16 protein-coding genes are annotated in these 19309 nt (G+C 59.8%); 12 read left to right on the top strand and 4 right to left on the bottom strand.

Translation table 11 applies throughout. The features are described from left to right. From CRD13_RS02225 to CRD13_RS02195, 7 genes are all read left to right on the top strand, one after another. Complete coding sequence (locus tag CRD13_RS02225; RefSeq protein WP_016422468.1) at positions 1-840, top strand: hypothetical protein; 840 nt, start codon at positions 1-3, stop codon at positions 838-840. A gap of 54 nt (positions 841-894) precedes the next feature. Beyond that, the gene (locus CRD13_RS02220) at positions 895-2079 is read left to right on the top strand and encodes an SAM-dependent methyltransferase (RefSeq protein WP_187401208.1); all 1185 of its coding nucleotides are present in this window, start codon (positions 895-897) and stop codon (positions 2077-2079) included. Between the two features lie 337 nt (positions 2080-2416). After that, complete coding sequence (locus CRD13_RS02215; RefSeq protein WP_049172072.1) at positions 2417-3202, top strand: electron transfer flavoprotein subunit beta/FixA family protein; 786 nt, start codon at positions 2417-2419, stop codon at positions 3200-3202. Positions 3203-3256: 54 nt separating this feature from the next. Beyond that, positions 3257-4201, top strand: coding sequence for an electron transfer flavoprotein subunit alpha/FixB family protein (locus CRD13_RS02210; RefSeq protein WP_016422471.1), 945 nt, complete (start codon positions 3257-3259; stop codon positions 4199-4201). Between the two features lie 253 nt (positions 4202-4454). Then, the gene (locus tag CRD13_RS02205) at positions 4455-5606 is read left to right on the top strand and encodes a cysteine desulfurase family protein (RefSeq protein ID WP_070605137.1); all 1152 of its coding nucleotides are present in this window, start codon (positions 4455-4457) and stop codon (positions 5604-5606) included. Between the two features lie 63 nt (positions 5607-5669). Continuing rightward, positions 5670-6809 carry a tRNA 2-thiouridine(34) synthase MnmA gene (gene mnmA, locus CRD13_RS02200; protein ID WP_048735286.1) on the top strand — a complete coding sequence of 380 codons (1140 nt, stop codon included), beginning with the start codon at positions 5670-5672 and terminating at the stop codon, positions 6807-6809. After that, the gene (locus CRD13_RS02195) at positions 6806-7858 is read left to right on the top strand and encodes a methionine synthase (RefSeq protein ID WP_048735289.1); all 1053 of its coding nucleotides are present in this window, start codon (positions 6806-6808) and stop codon (positions 7856-7858) included. Before mnmA ends, CRD13_RS02195 begins: the two co-directional genes overlap by 4 nt. 5 nt (positions 7859-7863) lie before the next feature. On the opposite strand, the gene CRD13_RS02190 is transcribed toward CRD13_RS02195, so the two are convergent. Then, the gene (locus CRD13_RS02190) at positions 7864-9024 is read right to left on the bottom strand and encodes an ATP-binding protein (RefSeq protein ID WP_048735292.1); all 1161 of its coding nucleotides are present in this window, start codon (positions 9022-9024) and stop codon (positions 7864-7866) included. A gap of 139 nt (positions 9025-9163) precedes the next feature. After that, a complete protein-coding gene (locus CRD13_RS02185) occupies positions 9164-9832 on the bottom strand; it encodes a 3'-5' exonuclease (protein WP_069358819.1) in 669 nt (222 codons plus the stop codon). Between the two features lie 96 nt (positions 9833-9928). Here CRD13_RS02185 and ligA point away from each other — a divergent pair, with 96 nt between their 5' ends. Next, positions 9929-12049, top strand: a complete 2121-nt coding sequence (ligA, locus tag CRD13_RS02180) for an NAD-dependent DNA ligase LigA (RefSeq protein WP_101738712.1) — start codon at positions 9929-9931, stop codon at positions 12047-12049. A 38-nt stretch (positions 12050-12087) separates the two neighbouring features. Here the strand turns inward: ligA and CRD13_RS02175 are convergent, their stop codons facing one another. Further along, the gene (locus CRD13_RS02175; protein ID WP_069358818.1) at positions 12088-14454 is read right to left on the bottom strand and encodes a glycogen/starch/alpha-glucan phosphorylase; all 2367 of its coding nucleotides are present in this window, start codon (positions 14452-14454) and stop codon (positions 12088-12090) included. A gap of 144 nt (positions 14455-14598) precedes the next feature. Beyond that, on the bottom strand, positions 14599-15264 hold the full coding sequence (locus CRD13_RS02170) for an amino acid-binding ACT domain protein (protein ID WP_048735304.1): 666 nt from the start codon (positions 15262-15264) through the stop codon (positions 14599-14601). A 227-nt stretch (positions 15265-15491) separates the two neighbouring features. Here CRD13_RS02170 and gatC point away from each other — a divergent pair, with 227 nt between their 5' ends. The 4 genes from gatC (at position 15492) to CRD13_RS02150 (ending at position 19299) form a co-directional block, all read left to right on the top strand. Further along, complete coding sequence (gatC, locus tag CRD13_RS02165) at positions 15492-15785, top strand: Asp-tRNA(Asn)/Glu-tRNA(Gln) amidotransferase subunit GatC (protein ID WP_005509328.1); 294 nt, start codon at positions 15492-15494, stop codon at positions 15783-15785. Positions 15786-15800: 15 nt separating this feature from the next. Next, positions 15801-17315 carry an Asp-tRNA(Asn)/Glu-tRNA(Gln) amidotransferase subunit GatA gene (gene gatA, locus CRD13_RS02160; protein ID WP_187401207.1) on the top strand — a complete coding sequence of 505 codons (1515 nt, stop codon included), beginning with the start codon at positions 15801-15803 and terminating at the stop codon, positions 17313-17315. 115 nt (positions 17316-17430) lie between these two features. After that, entirely contained in the window at positions 17431-18498 is a 1068-nt protein-coding gene (locus CRD13_RS02155; RefSeq protein WP_370449368.1) for a FecCD family ABC transporter permease, read from the top strand. After that, positions 18499-19299 carry an ABC transporter ATP-binding protein gene (locus CRD13_RS02150; protein ID WP_187401206.1) on the top strand — a complete coding sequence of 267 codons (801 nt, stop codon included), beginning with the start codon at positions 18499-18501 and terminating at the stop codon, positions 19297-19299. Positions 19300-19309 lie beyond the last annotated feature (10 nt).

Genomic DNA, 19309 nt, shown 5'->3' with positions numbered 1-19309 from the left:
ATGGCGGTTCCGACACCTGAAACCCCGAATACACCCGCGTCGCCGAAACTGGCTGCGACTGTGTTGCTGCTCCGCGACACCCACTGCGGGCTCGAGGTCTACGTTCAAGAACGCGTATCCTCAATGCGCTTTGCGGCCAACATGACCGTGTTCCCCGGCGGTGGAGTAGACCAGCGTGATTTCCCCGCTGTCGCGAATGAGGTCATGGCCGTGACCGAGCCGTCGGAAGCCGACCCTGAGTCGCGGATCGCGCAGGCTTTTAACGTCGACTGCGCGCGGGCGCACGCGCTCACCTGCGCGGCCGTGCGTGAGACCTTTGAGGAAACAGGCACTCTGTTGGTTCGCGATGCTGGCGGTGAGATTGTCGCAGATGGTCACCGCTTCCACCGTCAGCGACGACAGTTGGAAGCCCACGAGTTGTCATTGACGGATTTCCTTAGCAATGAAAATCTGGCGCTCGATGCCGAACTCGTCAGTCCTTGGGCTAACTGGGTGACACCCGAATCCAACCCCATTCGCTACGACACCTATTTCTTCCTCGCCGCGCTTCCCGACGGTCAAAGGGCCGACGGTGACACCTCTGAGGCATCATCTTCAGGTTGGTTCCGACCGACTACGATTTTGGATGGATGGCGCCGTGGGCTACTTGGCCTCATGCCTCCGACCTGGGCGCAACTAACTCGCTTGGACGGCGTCAGTACTGTGGCCGAGGCTCTCGAGGCGGCCAGAAACACTCCGGTGCGACGCACCAGTAGTGACTTCCTCGGGGAACCTTTTATGGATGAGTACTTTGCCGTTGCCACCCACATGGGGCATTTGCGCAAACGTATGAACCGTTAGCCGACTACTCAACCCCCGTTAACCGGCTGATCCCTAGTTGGAAGGAGATAACGAGTGTCCCTGTCCGCTGCAGAGGTGGCCGCTGTTGCTGCTCACCCGGAGTGGCTAGATGAGGCCGACCAGCTCGCGCTCACTAAAAAGTCTCTGATTGCAGACTCCGCGCATCTACGCCAACACTGTGGCGAGTTTGGTCGCGCGGTCATTGAAGTTGCGGCAGCTCGGCGTTCGGCGGTCAGCAAACTGCCAGGGGACTGGATCTTCTCTTCCGAAGCAGCGCAACAGGCCACGCCCTTTGTCGTCGCGATGGCTCGCGCCCGTAGGCTTGCGGATCTCGGTGTCGAAGCAGTGGCCGATGTGACCTGCTCCATTGGTACTGAAGTGGCAGCAATTGACCACGAGGGCCTGACCGTCGTCGGGTCTGATCTCGACCTTGCACGGCTGGCCATGGCGCGGCATAACGTCGGCAAGAACATCTTCGCGCAGGCCGATGCTTTGCAACCGGCCTTTGACGCACCTGTCATTGTCGCTGACCCTGCACGCCGTTCCGGTGGGCGTAGGATCACCAACCCGGAGGACCTGCTTCCGCCACTGTCGGCGCTCATAGCCGCCTGGCCCGACAAAGAACTAGCTATCAAATGTGCGCCGGGCCTCGACTTCAGCGAGTGGAGCGGGGAAGTAGCTGTCACTTCGGTCGACGGTGCGGTCAAGGAGGCGTGTCTATATACGCCGGGGCTGGTCAGAGTTACCGAGGGGCAATCCGTAACGCGGTCGGCGATGGTTGTCCAGACCGTCGGTAAGCACAGGCCATTAGAGTTGTCGGCGGTGAACGTGCAGACATACGACGACACCATGCCTGACGACATCGACGTACGGGCGGCCGGTCGGTACATCATTGACCCGGACGGAGCAATCGTGCGCGCCGGGCTGGTGCGGCATTTTGCGGCGGCACATGGGCTGTGGCAGCTCGATGAACGGATTGCGCATCTTAGCGGTGATGCGTTGCCACAGGGCATTGCCGGGTTTGAAGTTATTGAGCAAGTGAATTTGAAGCAGGTTCGCAAGGCGCTGGCGGCGTTGGATTGCGGGGCGGCGGAGATTCTCGTGCGCGGTGTGGACGTGAACCCGGACGTGTTGCGCAAGCAGTGGAAGCTGAAAGGTGCCAGGGCATTGGCGGTGGTGATCACGCGTATTGGGCGGAGCGCGACGGCGTTTATCTGTGAGCCTCGAGAGATCGGTTAAGGACCGCGTTACGACGGAAAATTGGTGGGGGTAGCCTGTTGGGGATCGGTGTTTGCTGTTGGCGAATACCACGGAGGCAACTGCGATCGGTTGCGTATTATTAACCTCTGACATGCGGAAATGGCATGTTAGCGGGTGGGGTGGGCTCGTGACGTGAGAAAAAATTTAAAAAAATAACGACATTGTTATCTGGATCACCTTCGCATTGGCGACAGGTTCTGTTATCTTCAACACAGACGACCTAGAGCGTGGCCTGGTTCACTTTATTGTGAGGTGGCTTGCGAAGTAAGGTCAGATAAACGTTCACCAGTAATCAACCAGTAAGGACGACAGAAAAATGCCGAACATTGTGGTTCTGGTCAAGCAGGTTCCGGACACCTGGTCCGAGCGTAAGCTCACCGACGACAAGTTTGTCCTCGATCGTGAGTCTGCAGACGCAGTTCTCGACGAGATTAATGAGAACGCTGTTGAGGCTGCCCTGCAGCTGAAGGAAGAGCACGGCGGAAACGTTACCGTCGCAACTGTAGGCCCGGATCGTGCCATCGAGGCACTGCGCAAGGCTCTGTCCATGGGTGCTGACGATGCCGTCATTCTTTCGGACGACGCACTTGAGGGCTCTGACGCAGTCCAGACTGCATGGGCTCTGTCCAACGTCATTGACACCCTCGAGGATGTTGACCTCATCATCACCGGCAACGCCTCCACTGACGGTGGTACCGGCTCCGTTCCGGCTGTCCTCGGTGTTTACCGCGACCTCCCGGTTCTGACTCACCTGCGTTCCGTCGCTATCGACGGTGACTCCATCACCGGTGAGCGCGAGGTTGAAGACGGCATCTACCAGCTCAAGGCATCCCTGCCGGCAGTCGTCTCCGTCACTGAGAAGGCAAACAGCCCGCGCTTCGCATCCTTCAAGGGCATCATGGCCGCTAAGAAGAAGCCGGTCACCGAGCTGACCCTGGACGATGTTGCTGCTGAGGCAGAGCAGGTTGGTCTCGAAAACGCTGCTACCGGTGTCACTGGCTCCACTCCGAAGCCGGCTAAGACCGCTGGTGAGCGCATTAACGATGAGGGAGACGGCGGCGCCAAGCTGGCCGAGTACCTCAAGGCCCAGAAGTTCATCTAAGGCGCTTGACGCGAATAGAAGACAAATAGAGATACAAGTAGGAGAAAGATCACTATGACCGACGTCCTCGTTCTCGTCGAGCACGCAAATGGCGAGCTGAAGAACACCACCGCTGAACTGCTGACCGCTGCTTCCGCATTCGGCACCCCGGCCGCAGTTGTCGTGGGTACCCCGGGTACCGCTGCTGGCTTCGCAGACACCCTGGCCTCCTACGGCGCTGGCGAGATTCTCGCTGCTGAGTCCGACGATGCCGACAAGTACCTGATCACCCCTGAGGTTGACGTTCTCGTCGGCCTGGCCTCCGAGCGTGAGGTTCCGGTGCTGGTTTCCGCTTCCGCAACCGGCAAGGAAATCGCTGGCCGCGTCGCTGCGCTGACCGGTTCCGGTCTGCTGTCCGACGTTGTTGCTATCAACGATGACGCTTCCGTTAAGTACTCCATCTTCGGTGGCGAGTACATCGTTGACGGTGTCGGCTACGGCGCATCCCCGGTCTACGCTCTGCGTCCGGGCTCCGTTGACCCGGAGGAGAAGTCCGGTTCCGCTGACGTTACCGAGATTGCATTCCCAGAGATCGGCAACAACGCTGTCGAGATCGTTTCCTTTGCGCCGGCTGAGGGCGGCGACCGTCCGGAGCTGACCGAGGCTAAGCTGGTTGTTTCCGGTGGCCGCGGTGTCGCATCCGAGGATGGCTTCAAGAACGTTGTTGAGCCGCTGGCAGACGTTCTCGGCGCAGCTGTTGGTGCTTCCCGTGCTGCTGTTGACGCTGGCTACTACCCGGGTCAGTTCCAGGTTGGCCAGACCGGTAAGACCGTTTCCCCGGACCTCTACGTTGCTCTGGGTATTTCCGGTGCTATCCAGCACAAGGCAGGTATGCAGACCTCCAAGACCATCGTTGTGGTCAACAAGGACGAAGAGGCTCCGCTGTTCGAGATTGCTGACTTCGGTGTCGTCGGTGACCTGTTCGACGTTGTCCCGCAGGCTATCGAGAACCTGAAGTAATACGCACTTGCCTTAAGGCTGCTAGTTGCGTAAGGCTGCTGGCCGAGAGTCAACTCGGCTAGCAACTACCCGCTCGGGGTGGGCACAGATTTCCTGTCTGTTCCCGCTCCGAGCATTTTTTTGGTCCTACTCATCTGTTCGTGCAGACAGTGAGGTTTAACTATGGCGGATAGTGAGCATAAGCCGCACGCAGCGTTATACTGCCTGCATGCTTAATGACCACATCGTTGCCGCTCCGGACGAGAAGAGTGAAATGAAGTCTGCTGCGAAGACCCGTCACTTTGTGGATCATGCCGCGACTACGCCATTGCGCCCAGAAGCGCGCACGGCAATGGTCGAGAACCTAGGTCTGGCCAACCCCTCGGGGCAGTACGCCACCGCACGCATTGCGAAAAAGGTTCTGGAAGAGTCCCGAGAGGAAATTGCAGAGCTGCTCGGTGCCGATCCCATCGAGGTAGTTTTTACTTCCGGTGGAACTGAGGCCGACAATCTAGCGATTTCAGGCCTGTACTTCAAGGCCTCTGGCTCGGACATTGTGGTTCCACCAATCGAGCACGATGCAGTGTTGAAGACATGCCACCATCTGGAAAAGGAACACTGGGCCAAGATTGTTGAGGCTCCTGTAGGTGCTGATGGTCGCGTTGACATGGTGCAGTTCCCGGCGATGAGTCGGCAGAACACCGCGCTGGTGACGTGCATGTGGGCGAACAATGAGACCGGCACTATCCAGCCGGTGGAGGAGATTGCCAAGCGGGCGAAGGAGGCTCGCGTGCCTTTCCATATCGATGCTGTGCAGGCAGCCGGACATCTGCCAATTGATTTCCACGCAAGTGGCGCCACTACAATGGCCATCTCCGCGCACAAGTTCGGCGGTCCCCGTGGGATTGGGGCGCTGCTTGTTCGTCGTGAAGCGAAACTTACCCCGCATAACAACGGCGGCGGGCAGGAACGCGGACTGCGTTCGGGCACGCAGGACGTGGCGTCGGCGGCGGGCATGGCGGCAGGACTGCGCGCGGCGGTGGACGCGATGGCGACGGACAATGAACGAATCCGCGGTCTGACGCAGCAGCTCATCAGGGCAATCGTGCACATCGACGGTGCGATTATCCACACCAGCGAGCTCGCTTTGCCGGGGCACGTCTACGCTAGCTTCCCGGGCGCGGAGGCCGATAGTTTGATCATGCTGTTCGATGCGGCGGGAATTGACTGCTCTACGGGATCGGCATGTAGCGCGGGCGTTAACCGTCCCTCGCACGTGCTGATGGCGATGGGCGTTTCGGAGCCGGAAGCGCGGTCGTCGATTCGTTTTACGCTGGGGTACACCTCGACGCAGGCGGATGTCGACGCCGTCATTTCGGCGCTGCCGGAAACGGTCGAGCGGGCGCGGCGTGCGGGCATGGCTTAGTTTTTGCCCCGTGGTGGTACGGTGACACGTGCACAAAATCTAGAGGGGAAAGGTTGCAACGCAATGCGAGTTCTTGCAGCAATGAGCGGTGGTGTGGATTCTTCCGTGGCTGCGGCGCGTGCATTGGCCGCAGGTCACGAGGTCGTCGGCGTGCACTTGGCGCTGTCGAAAGATCCGCAGTCCGTTCGCGCTGGATCCCGCGGCTGCTGTTCGCTAGAGGACTCCGGCGATGCCCGCCGCGTCTGCGATGAGCTGGGCATTCCTTTCTACGTCTGGGATTTCTCCGAGCGCTTCAAGGAAGAGGTCATGGATGACTTCTACGACTCCTACGAGCGCGGCGAGACGCCGAACCCATGCCTGCGCTGCAATGAACGCATCAAGTTCGCCGCTCTACTAGAGCGCGGCATCGCGCTCGGCTTCGACGCTGTGGTCACGGGGCACTACGCTTTGCTTGGCGACGACGGCCTGTTGCGCCGCGGCCGCGATGCGAAGAAGGACCAGTCCTATGTCCTGGGCGTGCTGGATCGCGAGCAGCTGCAGCGCTCGATGTTCCCGGTAGGAAACACCGAGAAGCCAGAGATTCGTGAAGAAGCCCGCGGGATGGGACTAGGCACTGCCAACAAGCCGGACTCTTACGACATCTGCTTCATCCCGGATGGCAATACCAAGGCGTTCCTGGGCGCGAAGATTGGCCGTCGCCCGGGCACCATTGTGGATAAGGAAACTGGCGACACCGTCGCTGAGCACGACGGTGTCTACGGTTTCACCATTGGTCAGCGCAAGGGGATTGGCCTGGCGGGGCCGATGCCGGATGGCAAGCCGCGCTATGTCACCGGCATTGATGCAGAGACCGGCACGGTGACAATCGGCACGGCTGCGGACTTGAATGTCAACGTGCTCGAGGCCGACCGTGCCATCTGGCTGGCCAACCCGGATGAGGTACTCGCTGCCTCGGAGGCCGGCAAGCTGCAGGTGCAGGTGCGTGCGCATGGTCGCCCCATCGACTGCCGCATTGAAGTGCTGGCAGGACCTGACGATGACGTCACCGGACGCGGTGGCGCCTTCCGGCTGCACCTGAGCGATCCGCTTCGTGGTGTCGCGCCTGGTCAGGCCGCTGTTTTGTACCACACTGACACTGCGGGCGACTACGTGCTGGGCTCCGGCACGATTGTCTCGACCGCCCGTGAAGAGGACTTGTCGTGACCTCCTTTGTCGGCCTTGGCCCGATGCCGGGCCGCAATCCACACGAGGCGGCAGAGATTGTCATTGGCGAATGCCTGGAAGGTCACCTCACGCTACCGACGTTGCCCGCCCGTGGGTTCGGCGCCGATGCCGTCGGTCGCACGGCCGCCCTCATGGCTGACCTCGTCGTCGACAGGGGAGCGCGCTCCTGGAAAGTCGCCGACCGTCGTGGTCGCGCGAGTGCCTTGGCCACTGATTATCTCCACCGAGACATCGACGCGTGCGAGGAAGCGTGGGGACGCACCCCGCAGAAAATTCGCCTGACCGCTCTCGGCCCATGGACGATGGCGACTTCGGTGGAAAATGCCGCAGGCCATCTCATCGCCGTTGACCGCGGCGCCGTGAAGTACTTCGCGCAGTCGTTGGCCGCGGGATTGGCTTCCCACATCGCCGATGTCCGTCGGCGTTTCGACAGCGACATCGAAGTACTTCTGGCAGAACCCGCACTCGGCGCAGTCGTACAGGGCAAAATCAAGGCCCCGTCCATGCTGATGGGCAACGCGGGTTATCTCCCCGCCCAGGGGCACCGCGAGATCGCGGAGATCTTCCTCGAAGTCACAGGGCCGCTGCGTGACGACGAAATCGAAGTGACCATCGCGCTGTCGAGCCCCGATGGCCTGGCTGTTCAGGCCTTGGCGGATTCCGGTGCGGCCGGAGTGTGGCTACCTCGCAAAGAACTGACCACCACGCAGCAACTGGATTTTGCGGCTGCCGTGGTCGGTGCCGATATGTCCCTGGAGCTGGGTATTGTGCCAGTGACGGTCACGGAGCGAGAAGAGCACACGGGCGTCCCGGTGGCGACACCGGCTCGAGCACTCGCTGAGCAAGCAGCGCTGTTCTGGGATGAGCTGGGCTATTCGCGCCTACAGATTGCTGAGAGCCTGAATCTGGCGCCGATGGGCGGCTTTGCTGCCAGCTCCAATGAAGAAGCACAGGCGCAACTCGGCGCAGGCCGCAATGCCACGGAGCTTCTTCGTCGGGCAGCCGGTGACTTGGCTCGCGACGAATAGCGACCTTATTCCACCAGCGTATTGAGGTAGTCCGCGAAGTAGGGAAGTGTGAATTCCACGTATCCCGTCGACGCTGACACAATCAGCTCACGGTAAATCAGGTCATGGCGAAGCTGTGAGATGCCAGAGAGTTTGCGTCCCATGGTCTCTGCGATGACGCTCGTGGCCACGGGCTTTCCATTGGGGGAGAGGCGCGCCATCGCTTTGAGAAAATCAATCTGGCGAGGTGACACTTTCCGCAGGCTGGGCGCATGAACTTGCAGCCCGATGCGGCGGATGGATTCCGCTGCGGCATCCGAGACATGCTGAGCGGTAATGGTGTCCGAGTGGGCCAACCTGGCCTTCGCCCAAGCGACTGAGCCAATGGTCTGTATGAGATACGGGTAGCCGTGGCTGAGTTCAGCGGCCAGCTCGACGGCATCCTCGGTCATCGCGCGTTCGCCGAGTTCTGCAGTTCTGCGAATGATGTCCTTGGTGGTCTCCACGTCCAATCGGCCCAGAGACACGCGTTCGGCACGGCGTAAGAATGTTGCGCCCTCTAGCTGGAGCAAGTCTTCGATACCGCTGGGCAGCCCGGCTGCGACAAAGGCAATCTCCGCATCGTCGCGATTTAGGTCCTGGATTGCATGGGCAATTTCGTTGAGCTGTGCGGGTTCTGCACTTTGCACCTCGTCGAGAGTGAGCAAGATGCCGGATCCCTGTGGCATGAGGAGAGCCGAGAGATCCTGAAGTTGGCTGAGCAGATTCCTGCCGGGCTCGGGCTGAGAAGTGCTGACTTCCGTCTTAAACCCGCCAATGCCGGCGATGGACAGGCCGGTGAGGTGACGGCCCTTGCCCGTCGGTGCACTGTCAATGGCACTGAAAGCGCGCGGAATGGTGACATCGGTGAGCTCAGAAATCATTTCAGAGCCGATGTGAGCACGCAGCACAATCCATCCCAGTTGCTTTGCTGCGGCTTCAAACTCGTTGAGAAGTACCGTCTTGCCGATTCCGCGGGTACCGGAAATTAGCGCGGTTCGCCAGGGATTACCGGGGCCTTCCGCCAGAGCCAGCTCAAACGAGTCCAGCTCGACATCGCGCCCACCGATGATGGCCGGGGATCGGCCGAATGTGGGGTGGAAAGGATTGCGTGGGATGGAGATGGCCTTGTCGCTGCGAGTGGTCACGCATCAATAATAGCAATGGATAATCCACATCGACTTGGATAACTTGGATATCCCGCCGAAATTTGGATATTCGGTTTCCGTTGGATAATCACAAAAATCTGGATATTGGGAGAGCCGGGGAGGGTGAAGGGGTCGCTGCTCAGTCCATCGGCCACCCGAAGGTGAAGTCCGACGTATCCTTACCCTTTTCGGTCAGGTACTGCTGCAGGTTCTTCTTGTACTGGTAGTACGCGACGGCCTGCAGCTCCATCAGCTCTTCCCCTGATTTTTCGGTTAGCTCCCGGTAGTGGCGCGCCATCACCCATGCGATGCGCGCAGCCGCCAGAGCATCTTCGGTGGCATCATGTGCCCCGTCCAGGCGCACCTGATAATGGCGGGAGACATCAGTCAAAGTGCGTTTTTCACGACGTTCTGGGTCGACGTAATTATCCAGCACAAAGGGGTCGACGACGAGGCCGTCAACAGTAAAACTGGGATCCTGCGAGCGCAGTACCGTCAGATCATAAGCCGCGTTATAGGCCACTACGGTCAGACCATCGCGCCAGGCAGCTCGAAGGCCGGCAATGGTATCCGCTAGCACTTCATCGTGCGGGCGCCCCTCCGCGCGAGCTTTTTCAGTGGTGATGCCATGCACATCAGACGCAGCTTGTGGAATTTCGACACCGGGATTAGCGAGCATGATGGTGGAATCTTTGCCCTGCTCAGTCAGTCGGACCAGTGCGGAAGTGACAATCTTGCAGGTGCGAGGATCCGTGCCGGTAGTCTCCAGATCAAACGCGAGCATGCGTCGCGGATCGAAATTATGCATGTCTCAACTGTAGCGGAGAGTGCGGATTCGCTGAGGGGCAGGAACAAGGTCAAGAGAATTTCCGTGTCCTCCGGCGCATCCGGGCAATGACATAGAATGAGCGACGTGACTTCCTCGACCGATGAGAACTCCGACCTGTCAACCTCCGATTTGTCTTCGTTTTCCAGCGCCCCCGCCTCCGAGCCAGCGCCGGCGGACGTCCGGGAGAAGTGGCAAGATCTAGCAACTCGCATTCGTGAAAACGCTGCGCTGTACTACACCGCGCAGCCGGTTATCTCCGATGCTGAATACGACGAGATGTTCCGTCAACTGCAGCGGTTAGAGGAGCAGTGGCCCGATCTGGTGGTGCCGGACAGCCCCACGCAGCAGGTCGGTGCGCAGGTCGACACGCCTGCCGACGGGGAAGTGTTCGAGCCTGTTGAGCACCTCGAACGCCTTTACAGCTTGGACAATGTTTTCGATGAGCAGGAGTTGCGCGGCTGGCTGGCCCGCACCCCGGCCAGCACGTATCTGACCGAGCTGAAAATCGATGGCCTGTCTATCGATCTGGTCTATGAGAATGGCCGCCTTGTCCGGGCGGCCACCCGCGGAGACGGCCGCGTGGGGGAGAACGTCACCGCCAATGCGCGCACTATCGAAGATATTCCGCATGAAATCAGCGGCGAGAACATCCCCGACGTGCTCGAGGTGCGTGGTGAAGTCTTTATCTCGTTGGAAGAGTTCGAACGCATCAACGCCGATCGCGTCGAAGCGGGTCAGAAGCCGTTTGCCAACCCCCGTAACGCCGCCGCCGGTTCCCTGCGACAGAAGGATGTTGCAGAAGTGGCCAAGCGCCGGTTGTCCATGATTTGCCATGGAATTGGTCATATCGAGGGCTGGCGTCCACAGTCCCAGCACGAGGCATATCGTGCCTTGGACGAGTGGGGTTTCCACGTGTCGCCGTATACAAAGCAGGTTCATTCCGCGGATGACGTCGTTAAGCAGATGCAGTACTGGGGCGAGCACCGCCACGACGCCATCCACGAGATGGACGGGCTTGTGGTCAAGGTTGACTCCCTTTCCGAGCAGCGCGCGTTGGGCGCGACCTCGCGGGCGCCGCGCTGGGCGATTGCCTACAAGTATCCGCCAGAAGAGGTCACCACGGACCTGCTGGACATTCGAGTCTCCATCGGCCGAACTGGTCGTGCGACGCCATATGCCGTGATGAAGCCGGTCTTCGTGGCCGGGTCAACTGTCGAGATGGCGACGCTACACAACCCTTCCGAGGTGCACCGAAAGGGTGTGCTCATCGGGGACCGTGTGACCATCCGCAAGGCCGGTGACGTGATTCCAGAGGTACTCGGCCCCGTAGCCGATCTCCGAGATGGTAGCGAGCGAAAGTACATTTACCCGACTCTCTGCCCCGAGTGCGGTACTCGTTTGGCTCCGGCAAAGGACAGCGATGCCGATTGGCGTTGCCCCAATACCCGCTACTGTCCAGGTCAGCTGCGGCGTCGAATTGAATTCCTCGCCTCCCGCTCCGGGTTCGATATCGAAAACCTGGGGGAGAGGGGCGCTGCCGATTTGATTCATCGCGGCGTGCTTGCCGACGAGTCCCGCCTCTTCGACCTCACCGAGGAAGATTTGCTCGGCACTGAGGTCTACACTACGGCTTCGCGGAAAACCCTGAACGCCAATGGTAAGAAACTGTTGGCCAACATCGAGGCAGCTAAGGATAAAGAGCTGTGGCGCGTATTGGTCAGCCTGTCCATTCGTCATGTGGGTCCAACAGTGGCGCGGACCTTGGCACAGAAGTTCGGCTCGATGGAGGCGCTGCGCGCTGCGAGCCGCGAGGAGATTTCGGCCATCGATGGCATTGGCGAGATCATCGGCGATTCCGTGGCTGACTGGTTCGAGGTGGACTGGCACCGCGAGGTTGTCGAGCGCTGGGAAGCTGCCGGTGTGCGTATGGCCGATGAGGTCGCCGATCGTCCAGATCAGGTGCTAGAGGGATTGACCGTGGTAGTCACCGGCTCTTTGGAGGACTTCACTCGCGACAGCGCGAAGGAAGCCGTTATCTCCCGTGGCGGTAAGGCCGCAGGGTCGGTGTCGAAGAAGACCGACTACGTGGTGGTTGGCGAAAACGCCGGTTCCAAGGCCACAAAGGCCGAGGAGCTGGGCTTGCCCATCCTCGACGAGGATGGGTTCAAGCGATTGCTGGAAACTGGTCAGGCCTAGCTGGGGCTTGGCCCAGCCAGGATTTGACCCAGCCGGGCCTAAATCTTGGTCTCTTCCAGCTTCCAGACCTCATTGGCGTAATCGCGGATAGTGCGGTCGGAGGAGAAGCGGCCCGAACGGATGATGTTCAGGAAGCACTTCTTGGCCCACGCCAGCTCGTCGCGGTAGTCCTCGGCCATGCGGTCGCGGGTCTCGCGGTAGTCAGCGAAGTCGCCGAGGACGTAGTAGACATCGGCTGGCTCGTACCCGTTGGACTCCAGCAGCGAGAAGTGCAGGTCGTGGAACATTCCGCTGCCACCGTCAGCAAAAGTGCCGTCGACAAGCGAATCGACCGCGCGCTTGAGACCCGGCACCGTTTCGTAAGTGCCACGCGGGCTGTAGGTGCGACGCAGCTCCGGCAGCTCCTCTTCCAGCGCACCGAAGATGTAGGCGTTCTCTTCGCCGGCGGCGTCGACGATTTCGACGTTTGCGCCGTCCATGGTGCCCAGCGTCAGTGCGCCGTTCATCATGAACTTCATGTTCGAGGTACCCGAAGCCTCCTTACCGGCAGTGGAAATCTGCTCGGAGACGTCGGTGGCCGGGATGATGTGCTCTGCCGGGGTGACGTTGTAATTCTCAACGAAAGCGACCTGCAGGCGACCGTCCATGTCCGGATCGTTATTGACCTTGTCCGCGATAGCGTTGATGAACTTAATGATGGCCTTCGCGCGAACGTAGCCTGGGGCGGCCTTGGCACCGAAGATGAACACGCGCGGTGGCACGTCCAGCGCTGGGTCTTCCTTGATGCGGTAGTAGAGATCGAGGATGTAGAGCGCGTTGAGAAGCTGGCGCTTGTACTCGTGCAGACGCTTAATCTGGGTATCGAAGATGGCGTCCGGGTTCACCGAAATACCCTGGCGGTGCTCCAGCCAGGTGGCGAAGTCCTTCTTGTTCTCGTGCTTGATGTCGAGAATCTCACGCAACACGGCCTCGTCGTCAGCAAACTTTTCGAGCTCAGCGAGCTTGTCCAAGTCAGTGACCCAGGCGTCCGAACCCGACAGGCGAGTCAGCAGTGCCGACAGGCGCGGGTTGCACTGGTTGAGCCAGCGGCGCGGGGTGACGCCATTGGTCTTGTTGTTGAAGCGCTCCGGCCAGATATCGTGCCAGTCCTTCAACGTTTCGCGCTTAATAATCTCCGTGTGCAGGGCAGCAACACCGTTGATGGAGTACGCGGCGTAGCAGGCGATCCACGCCATGTGGATGCGACCGTGAGAAATCGGCGCCATGTAGTCAATCTTGCCCTGGTCGAAGCCGCGCTCCGCCAGGTCTTCGCGGAAGCGGCGGTCAATCTCGCGGGTGATCTCCAGAACGCGGCCGAAGAGACGGTCAAAAATGGAGTATTCCCAGGTCTCCAACGCTTCTGCCAGAACGGTGTGGTTGGTGTAGGCGAAGGTGTTGGACACGACGTTCCAGGCGTCGTCCCAGCTCATATCGTGCTCATCCAGGAGCAGACGCATCAGCTCTGGGATAGCGAGCACCGGGTGGGTGTCATTGAGCTGAATGGAGTTGTACTTGTGGAAATCGCGCAGGTCCTCGCCGTGATTCTCGATGTAAGAATCGATCATCGTCTGCAGCGAAGCGGAGACGAAGAAGTACTGCTGGCGGACACGCAGGACCTTGCCGTCATAGGTCGAGTCATTCGGGTAGAGCACGCGGCACAGGTCATGGACGCGCTCCCGTTCGACAATGGCGTCGGTGAAGCGCTGCGAGTTGAAGGCGTCATAGTCGAACTCACGCATCGGCTCCGAGTGCCACAGGCGCAGCGTGCCGACGTTATCGGTGCCGTAGCCGGTAATTGGCATGTCATATGGAACAGCGCGCACCACCAAGTCATCAAAGGTGACAATCTTGGACAGTTCCTCGCGACGAATGACGAAGGGGTAGCCCTCTTCCATCCACGGGTCCGGGTGCTCATCCTGGAAGCCATCTTCGAAGGTCTGCTTGAACAGACCGTAGCGGTAGAGGATGCCATAACCGGTCACCGGCAGATTCTGCGTGGCACAGGAATCCAGGAAGCAGGCGGCCAGACGACCCAGGCCACCGTTACCGAGAGCGGCGTCGTGTTCAGCCTCGAGCACGTCTGTCAGATTCTTGCCGTACTTTTTCACGGCAGCAGAGGCCTCATCCACCAGACCTGCATTGAGCAGGTTATTCAGCAGGGCGCGACCCATGAGGAACTCGGCGGAGAAGTAGTGCTGCTGGCGGGTAGCAGCGTATGCCTCCGTGGTGCGCTGCCAGTTGTCCGCTAGGTCATCGACAACAACCCGTGACAGACCGGACCAGAATTCCATCTCAGTGGACGACTGGGGGACACGGCCGGATTCGGCACGCACGTGGGATCCGACGAGGTCACTCAAGTTCGACATCAAAGAAGCTCCTTATTGACTGGTATCATTTCCAGACTTTACCGCTAAGCGTGAATCACTGCGCTCCATAGGGGAGGAGCCATAGGGTAAGAGCTTCGAGCAGAAGGGAGCAGCCCACAGAAGGGAGCAGCCCACTAGCCGCTGCTAGTCGATAATCGCACCGACAATCGTGCCAATACGTCCCAAGTGCTCAACCTCACTTGGCAGGAAGTCTGGCCCGCCGGGCCGGCCAATAACGAGAACGAGGCCCTTGCCCATTGGGGTAGCGGCAATGGAGGAGTCCATAACCGTCCAGTCCTCCGGAAGCCACGTTTCTTCGTCCGGATCCAGGTTTCGTGGCGAGTCAATCGGGGCTTCCGGCAGAGTCCGGCCGTTATCCTCTGGAGCAGCGGTAGAGGAAGCGCGACGTACCCACCGGCCATCGCTCTGTTCGCCGAGGACGATAGCCCAGCCGGCAGTCATAGTCTGAGGCAGGCCGTCGACGACATCTCCGAGGGCACGATCCAAATTCTTCGTGTGCTGTGAGAACTTGGCCAGCAGCGCAATCTGTCCGCGGCGGTCGACCGAGCCGGAAAAAGGCCTAATTGAATCGACTTCCACTCCGCTAATGGACTGAGCCGCCGTAATCAGTGTGTCTGGGAGCAGGCCCATGGGCAGGTCAACCACGATGTCGTCGACAACAACGCCATTAGCGCCGTAATCTACGACATCGACACTGCGAATATCACCTTCTACTTCGCCCAGGGCAGCCGCGACGTAGCCAAGTGCGCCTGGTTCGTCGGGAAGCTGGATGCGAAGGAGGTAACTCATGGCTGTGTGCACAACCTTTCGAATAATTGATAGTGATGCTTGCGGTGTAACTATAGAAGTAGTGATTTAGGCTACAGGGTAAACCTTTGAAATGTAAGACCCTGCGGACAACTACTTGGCGACAACGACTACTGTTGGCAAGTACAGCCCGCTCGCGCGGTTCAAAATCAGTTTCAACTAAACTTCTGTGCACTAGCTTCGTACGAAGAAATGAAAGGGGTACTAGCGTGCCAGCTATCTCACGCGATGAGGTCGCCCACCTAGCGCGATTGTCCCGTCTGGCTCTGACTGACGCGGAACTCGACGAGTTCGCCGGTCAGATCGACGGCATTATTAACCACGTCCAGGCCGTTCAAAAGGTGGCTGCGGATGATGTTGAACCGATGAGTCACCCCTCTTCGCTGTCCGGTGTGATGCGCGAGGACGTCGTCAAGCCGACGCTGACTGCGGAGCAGGCGCTGGACCAGGCGCCGTCGCAGGACCGCCAGCGCTTCGAAGTTCCCCAGATTCTCGGCGAGTAGGAGTACGTGGAAGAAATGATTGCAGCTAACCCGAACCTGCATGCCGCTGTTGCTGAGGACCCGATTCTGGGGCTGAGCGCTTTTGAGCTCGCACAGAAGATTCACGCTCGTGAGCTGACCTCGGTAGAGGTCACCCAGGCGTTCCTCGACCGTATCGCGGCAATTGATGAGGACATTCACGCATTCCTGCACGTCGGTGCCGAAGAGGCCCTGGCTGCAGCTCGCAAGGTCGATGAGTCGCTGGATGCTGGCGAGGAGCCGGCCTCCGCGCTGGCCGGTGTTCCGCTGGCGCTGAAGGATGTCTTCACTACCACCGATGCGCCGACCACCTGCGCTTCCAAGATGCTCGAGGGCTACATGAGTCCTTACGACGCAACGGTTACTGCCAAGCTGCGTGCAGCTGGCATCCCAATTCTGGGTAAGACCAACATGGATGAGTTCGCCATGGGCTCGTCGACTGAAAACTCCGCTTACGGCCCGACTCACAACCCGTGGGATGTTGAGCGCACCGCAGGCGGTTCCGGTGGTGGCTCTTCCGCGGCGCTGGCCTCCGGTATGGCTCCGCTGGCTATCGGTACTGACACCGGTGGCTCGATTCGTCAGCCAGCAGCTCTGACCGCAACGGTCGGTGTGAAGCCGACCTATGGCACGGTATCCCGCTATGGCCTGGTCGCTTGTGCCTCCTCGTTGGATCAGGGTGGGCCGACCGCGCGAACCGTTCTGGACACCGCGCTGCTGCACGAAATCATTGCTGGTCACGACGAGAATGACTCGACTTCCACGGAGCAGCCGATTGCCGATGTGGTTGCTGCTGCCAAGGAAGGTGCTACCGGTGACCTCACGGGGGTTAAGGTCGGCATCGTCAAGCAGTTCGACCGCACCGAGGGTTACCAGGCCGGCGTACTGGACAGCTTCCACGAGGCCGTCGACAAGCTTAAGGAAGCTGGCGCAGAGGTGGTCGAGGTCGATTGCCCGAACTTCGACCACGCACTGAGCGCGTACTACCTGATTCTGCCGTGTGAGGTCAGCTCCAACCTGGCTCGTTTCGACGGCATGCGTTACGGCCAGCGTGTTGGTGATGACGGTTCGCACTCGGCCGATGAGGTCATGGCTATGACCCGTGCCGCTGGTTTCGGCGATGAGGTTAAGCGACGCATCATCATTGGTACCTACGCGCTATCGGTCGGTTACTACGACGCCTACTACATCCAGGCACAGCGCGTCCGTACCCTGATTCAGCAGGACTTCGAGCGGGCCTTCGAACAGGTAGATGTCCTGATCTCGCCGACCACTCCGACCACTGCGTTTAAGTTGGGCGAGAAGATTGACGACCCGCTGAGCATGTACATGTTCGACCTGTGTACTCTGCCGCTCAACCTGGCCGGCATGTGTGGCATGTCCGTGCCGTCGGGCCTGGCTGAAGACACCGGCCTGCCGGTAGGCCTGCAGATTATGGCTCCGCGCCACGGTGACGATCGTCTGTACAAGGTCGGCGCTGCCTACGAAAAGGTTCGCGGCTCGATTGCATAAAGACGCTCAATAAGCCTTAGTCGGTTTTCTGCAACCGTCGTTTTCTCACTGAAGTGGGAGAGCGGCGGTTGTTGTCGTGTCGGGGAGAGTTTCATACATGCGCAGGAACGCAAACATGGAGAGAGTTAGATTTAAAAACCCACCGCGGTTTATGCCTTGGATCTATGGGCTGGTCATTGTCATAGCCATTGCCGTCAGTCTGGTCGCTGCGGTGGTCTTCGGCTCGGCGGATATCACCTGGTCCACCACGACACAGGTCATTTCGCATCACATCTTCGGCATTGAGCTCGATGAATCTGTGCCCGCCAGTTCGGACACCATCGTCTGGAATCTCCGCGCTCCCCGGGGTATTCTCGCAGCGATTGTAGGGGCGGGGCTAGCTGTCTCCGGTGTGGCTATGCAGACATTGGTCCGTAACCCGTTGGCAGACCCATATCTGCTAGGTATTTCCGCCGGCGCCGGTGCCGGTGCGACCGCGGTGATTATCTTTGGTGCTTTCTCCGGTAGCCCCATCGCGCCGCTGACATTCGGCGCACTCCTCGGTGCAGTCATGGCCACCCTCGCAGTCGGTGCTTTCGCCACTGCAGGCGGTGGGCTGACTCCGCTGCGCTTGGTGCTCTCTGGCGTTGTGCTCTCCGCTGCGTTTTCCGCGCTGAGTAGCTTCATGGTCTTCGCTGGGCCAGACCCGAGGGCCGCGCAGTCCGTGATGTTTTGGATGCTGGGCTCTGTTGCCGGTGCGACATGGCTGAAGACGCTGTTCCCGCTCATTGTCCTCATCGCAGTACTGTTGTTTTTCCTGGTCAAAGCCCGTCATCTGGACGCGCTGGCAACTGGTGAGAGCACCGCCGCGGCCGTAGGTATTGATGTTTCTCGGCTACGCACACAGGTATTTGTGCTCCAGGCTGTCCTCGTTGGCACGCTCGTTGCGGTCTCTGGCGGCATCGGGTTTGTCGGCCTGGTGATTCCACACTTGACCCGCATCTTGGTAGGGGCCACGCACCGCGTTGTCCTACCGGTTGCTGCACTCATGGGTGGACTGTTTCTCATCTGGGTGGACATCATCGCGCGCGTAGTGGGTGGAAGCCAGGAAATGCCGCTGGGAGTAGTCACGGGATTGGTTGGCGCACCACTTTTCCTCTACCTCATGAGCCGCTCGCACTACAGCTACGGAGGTGCCGAGTAAATGAGCGCTCTACAAAAATCTGTACTCGCCGCTAAAGATGTGCGCTGTGATATCGCTGGGCGCACGATTGTCAGCGGAGTCAACCTCAACTTCGGTGCAGAACCCATGACCGCCATCATTGGTGTTAACGGCGCGGGTAAATCCACGTTGCTGCGTGCGCTCGGTGGAATCACGAAACCGGCCACGGGCGAGGTCGAGATTAACGGCAAATCGATGAGCTCAATCAGCTCGAAGCACCGCGCCCGCGATTTGGCTTTCGTCTCGCAAAACGAGGTTCCACCCGCCGAAATGCGCGTGCGCGACTTTGTCTCCCTGGGGCGCTTGCCCTACCAGCGCCTTTTTGGTGGCAACACTGCCGAGGACAATTCCCACGTCGACCGTGCGCTGGAGCTCGTAGGTCTGGAAACGGTCGCGCAACGCCTGTGTGGGCAACTCTCGGGTGGGCAACGTCGTCGCGTGTGTCTGGCGCGTGCCATCGCCCAGGACTCGCCAATCATGCTTCTCGACGAGCCCACTAACCACCTCGACGTGCGCCATCAACAATCCGTCCTCCGTCTGGCCCGCTCCAGCGGAGCGTGTGTCATTGCCGCGATCCACGACTTGGACCTGGTGATGAACCACTTCGACCGCGTCATCGTGGTCGCGGACGGCGGTATCGCGGCCGACGGCATTCCCGCAGAAGTGCTTACCCGCGACTTTGTCGCCCAAATCTTTCAGGTTGAATCCTGTCAGCTCAATTCCCCCGCTGGCCGCCGCCACCTCGCAATCGATAGCGAGCTGGATGCTGCCACCATCAACTAGGAGTACTCCC

Origin of the sequence: Corynebacterium sp. LK26 (assembly GCF_014335085.1) — a bacterium.
Classification (GTDB): Bacteria; Actinomycetota; Actinomycetes; order Mycobacteriales; family Mycobacteriaceae; genus Corynebacterium; species Corynebacterium jeikeium_D.
This window is presented reverse-complemented; position numbering and strand designations above follow the sequence as displayed.

What these genes read in the sequence shown, in the direction of transcription:
- CRD13_RS02225 (WP_016422468.1), top strand. Translation starts at nt 1, where the DNA reads ATGGCGGTTCCGACACCTGAAACCCCGAATACACCCGCGTCGCCGAAA.
- CRD13_RS02215 (WP_049172072.1), top strand. Translation starts at nt 2,417, where the DNA reads ATGCCGAACATTGTGGTTCTGGTCAAGCAGGTTCCGGACACCTGGTCC.
- CRD13_RS02210 (WP_016422471.1), top strand. Translation starts at nt 3,257, where the DNA reads ATGACCGACGTCCTCGTTCTCGTCGAGCACGCAAATGGCGAGCTGAAG.
- CRD13_RS02205 (WP_070605137.1), top strand. Translation starts at nt 4,455, where the DNA reads ATGAAGTCTGCTGCGAAGACCCGTCACTTTGTGGATCATGCCGCGACT.
- mnmA (WP_048735286.1), top strand. Translation starts at nt 5,670, where the DNA reads ATGCGAGTTCTTGCAGCAATGAGCGGTGGTGTGGATTCTTCCGTGGCT.
- CRD13_RS02185 (WP_069358819.1), bottom strand. Translation starts at nt 9,832, where the DNA reads ATGCATAATTTCGATCCGCGACGCATGCTCGCGTTTGATCTGGAGACT.
- ligA (WP_101738712.1), top strand. Translation starts at nt 9,929, where the DNA reads ATGAGCGACGTGACTTCCTCGACCGATGAGAACTCCGACCTGTCAACC.
- CRD13_RS02175 (WP_069358818.1), bottom strand. Translation starts at nt 14,454, where the DNA reads ATGTCGAACTTGAGTGACCTCGTCGGATCCCACGTGCGTGCCGAATCC.
- CRD13_RS02170 (WP_048735304.1), bottom strand. Translation starts at nt 15,264, where the DNA reads ATGAGTTACCTCCTTCGCATCCAGCTTCCCGACGAACCAGGCGCACTT.
- gatA (WP_187401207.1), top strand. Translation starts at nt 15,801, where the DNA reads ATGATTGCAGCTAACCCGAACCTGCATGCCGCTGTTGCTGAGGACCCG.
- CRD13_RS02155 (WP_370449368.1), top strand. Translation starts at nt 17,431, where the DNA reads ATGGAGAGAGTTAGATTTAAAAACCCACCGCGGTTTATGCCTTGGATC.
- CRD13_RS02150 (WP_187401206.1), top strand. Translation starts at nt 18,499, where the DNA reads ATGAGCGCTCTACAAAAATCTGTACTCGCCGCTAAAGATGTGCGCTGT.